Source organism: Pseudonocardia charpentierae (assembly GCF_031845345.1).
In the GTDB taxonomy this organism is placed as follows: domain Bacteria; phylum Actinomycetota; class Actinomycetes; order Mycobacteriales; family Pseudonocardiaceae; genus Pseudonocardia; species Pseudonocardia charpentierae.
On the sequence record NZ_JAVREJ010000073.1, the window covers coordinates 1 to 3,671 of the forward strand.

Below are 3,671 nucleotides of genomic sequence, written 5' to 3' on the forward strand. Positions count from 1 at the left end.
CAGCGCCACGCTGTGGAGTGCGGGATCAACCGGCTCAAGCGCAATCGCGCCGTCGCCACCCGCTTCGACAAACTCGCCGTCCGCTACCTGGCCACCGTCCGGATTGCCGCCCTCGCCGAGTGGCTGCACTGACCTGCTTCCCAAACAGGCTCTAGCCCTGCCGAGAGGAATGGGACCGCCGCACCGCCGCACCGCCACCCCGCCAAACGGGGCTAATGATGTGGAGTGCCGGAGCGAGATCAGCCTTATGCAGTCGCGGCTCAGGGTGATCGCTGTGGGAATGCTGCTCGGCGCGGTCCTGTCCGGCGGCGGTGCGGAACGGGCAGCCTCGGGCGAGGGCTCGGCCGCGACATCCGCGCCTGCGGCGTCGAGCATGCCTCTACCGGCGGCTGACGCGGCGACCCTTGACACGATCGCGACCGACGCGATGCGGAGCGGTGCCGTCCCTGGCATGGCCGTCGGAGTTTGGATTCCCGGGCGCGGTGACCTGGTCCGCACCTACGGCGTGTCCGACGTCAGCACCAAGGCGCCGTTCACCGCCGACGACCACGTCCGGATCGCCAGCATCACCAAGACCTTCACTGCCACCGCCGCACTGCTGCTCGTCGACCGGGGAAAGCTGCGCCTCGACGACCGACTTGAAACCTTCGTGCCGGGGGTCCCTAACGGGCCGGACATCACCGTCGCTCAGCTGCTGAACATGACCTCCGGAGTTTTTGACTTCACCACCGACCCGGCGTTCTCCGACGCTTTCGACGCCGACCCGCTGGCCCCGTTCCCGCTCGAGCGCGTGCTGGAGATCCTCCGCCGGCAGCCGCCGGCCTTCGCACCGGGGGCAGCTGGGCAGTGGCAGTACTCCGACTCCAACTACATCCTGCTCGGCGAGATCATCGGGCAGGTGTCGGGCGAGGATGCCGGGGCCTTCATCCAGCATGAGATTGTCGACCGGCTCGGCCTGCCCGGCACCAGCTACCCGGCCACTCCCGACATGCCGTCCCCGGCCGCGCGCGGATACGTAATCGTCCCGGCCGGGCAGCCCGAACGTGACGTGACCGCGGTCAACCCCGCCGTCCCAGGCACGGCGGGCGCGATGATCTCGACGCTGGAGGGCCTGCACGCATGGGCGCCGGCGCTCGCCGAGGGCCGACTCCTCAGCCCCGAAGCGCATCGCGTGCAGACCACGTTCGTCGAGGCGAAGCTCTCACCCCAGCTCCGCACCGGATACGGCGCCGGCCTGATCTCGATCAACGACTTCGTCGGGCACAACGGCGCCATCTATGGCTACAACACTGCCATGTTCCATCTTCCCGATGCGGGCGCCACCATTGTCGTCGTCGCGAACAAGTCGACGAACTTCGACGGTGTCGCGACGGCGACGTTTCTCAAGCTCGCGCAGGCGTACTTCCCCGAGAAGTTTGCGACCTGACGAGCTGGAACTCCCCGGTTCCCGCCGGGGGTCGGCAAAGGCGCGTTGAGTAGGCGCGGAGCTGCGGCGACACGCGGTCGGAGGAGGGGTGCGGGCACGGCTCTGGTGGTGATCATGCGGTTCTTACACCAAGCGTGATCATCGAATGGCCGTGCCCGCGTCTTCATCCTTGTTGATCGCCGCCGTCGCCGCCTACGTCGGCGGGGCGCAGCTCAAGCCCGCGACCAACCCGGCTACGTACTTCCGAGGCCGGACCCGCGGGTCCGACCGGACAAACCGGCCGGCAATACGCGAGTAGCGATGCGCCCGGAGGCGGATGCCGAGTTGGAGCCGGTGGCTCATGTCGGCGATCAGCCGGGGAAGTTGACGATCGCCCACGCCATAGGCAGCTGGTCCTTGCGGGCTTCCGGCGCCGCCAGACGGTCCGGGCCGAAGAAGTTGCCGGTGAGGTAGTCGTCGGTGTTGGCTAGCTGCTGGGCCGAGATCTGGCCCTGGTACTCGAATGAATCGAGCACGTACGGAATGCCGGAGCTGCCGAGCACCGACGGCCCATTCATGACATGAAAGTGCATGTGCGAAGCGTTGGCATTACCGGTGTTGCCCAGCTTGGCGATAACCTGGCCCTTGCGGACCTGGTCGCCCACTTTGACCAGCAGGCTGTCCTTGAGCAGATGGGCGTAGAAGGCGTAGGCGCCCTGGCCGATGTCGAGCACGATGTGGTTGCCATCCACGTTCTCCACGGTCAACTTCGGCCCGAGCACTGGATCGTCGGCAGGTAGCACGCCCGGGGCGTTGGCCTCCTGTCCGTCGAGCGTGGCGGTCACGGTGCCGTCGGCGACCGCGATGATGTCAGAGCCGTAGTCGACATAGCTCTCATTCTTGGTCCGGTCGCCGGTGTAGAACGCGCCCTGGTCGTTGGTCTGCTTCCAATCGATGGCGAACAGCTGACCACCAACGAGATTTCCATTGAGCGGCAGCGGCGTGCTGCGATGGGGCCAGCCCGGTTCACAGCATCCGTTGAGCGCGATCCAGTTCCTGCCCTTCACCGGTGGACCAATGCTGATGGGTCCACTCGCGGAGATGCTGTAGGGCGTCACGGCGTAGTCCACGGGAACCGGGCTCGACGTCACCGGGCTGGACGCGCCATCAAAGAACAGGTGATGCATGACGTACTTTGGCGCCGCCTGCCGGGAGTCGAAGGCGAAGTCGATGAGGAGCAGCCGCGCCTCCTGGGGCGGAACCACCGCGTCCTGTACCGACGCGGCGGGAAGGGCGCGCAGCCGATTGCAGTCACCGAAGCCGCAGGTGGGATCAACCAATTGCTTGTCGGCGAACGAAGCGATGACCTTCGTGGGATCGGCGGCATCGACGACGTCGAGCCTGCGGATCGTCGCCGCGACACGCGACGAGTTCTGCAACACCACGTTGTACGCAACGTGGAACTTGCCATCGGATCCGGCGAAGGGAAACGTCGGCGGATCGGTGACCTGGACCAGCACCGCAGTAAAGGCATCCTTGACCGTGATCCCGGCCGGGAGCGGCTCGAACGCGGAACCGCCGTCGGTCCCGGCACCCGTTGCGGGCGCAGGGCCGGCCGTCGCTCCGGGCGCGGAGCCGTTCGACGGAGAGGAGGTACAGGCGGCAAGCGCGAGGAGCAGAACGAGCACAACTCCGGATGGCCGCATGCAGATCCTTCCATCATTCCGTCTCAGGTCTCGTCCTCGCCGTGCCGATCAACCTCGGTTGCGCCGTCGGCTCAGCACCCGACGCCAACAGACACATAGCCGCCGGCCAGCCTGGCCCCGTGATCGACTGACGTCAACATCTCGCCGCCAGCGTCTCCCTGATCCTCCACCCCGCCGGCCGGAGTATCCGATGCGCAGTCGGGTGGAGGTTCAGCACGACCGCTGCGGCTCGGGTCTACGTCCTGCCTATCAGTCGGACCCGATAGTTCGCGTTCCGGTGAAACACGTTGCCCAGGTCGTAGGTGGCCCTGATCTGGGGAGCCGCCCGCATTTTACCGGCCGGGCGGGGCTGACGGGGCACAGCTCTAGGTCAGTCAGCTGTAGTAGTCGTTGCCTCGGGAGAACTCCACGAAGATGCACGGCTCGCCGCCGACCACGGGGTCGGCAAAGTCCTGACGCGGTAGCTGTGGCCTGCGGTTATGCGACACGTCGGAGCTGGTGAAGTAGGGCGGGCACGACCCGCTCGTTGATCATGACGGTTCTCACGCCAGTCCTGATCA

2 protein-coding genes are annotated in these 3,671 nt (G+C 66.6%); one reads left to right on the forward strand and one right to left on the reverse strand.

Translation table 11 applies throughout. The features are described from left to right. Positions 1-169 precede the first annotated feature (169 nt). Positions 170-1,426 carry a serine hydrolase domain-containing protein gene (locus tag RM445_RS31835; protein ID WP_311560575.1) on the forward strand — a complete coding sequence of 419 codons (1,257 nt, stop codon included), beginning with the start codon at positions 170-172 and terminating at the stop codon, positions 1,424-1,426. Positions 1,427-1,776: 350 nt separating this feature from the next. On the opposite strand, the gene RM445_RS31840 is transcribed toward RM445_RS31835, so the two are convergent. Next, positions 1,777-3,093, reverse strand: a complete 1,317-nt coding sequence (locus RM445_RS31840; RefSeq protein WP_311560576.1) for a M23 family metallopeptidase — start codon at positions 3,091-3,093, stop codon at positions 1,777-1,779. Positions 3,094-3,671 lie beyond the last annotated feature (578 nt).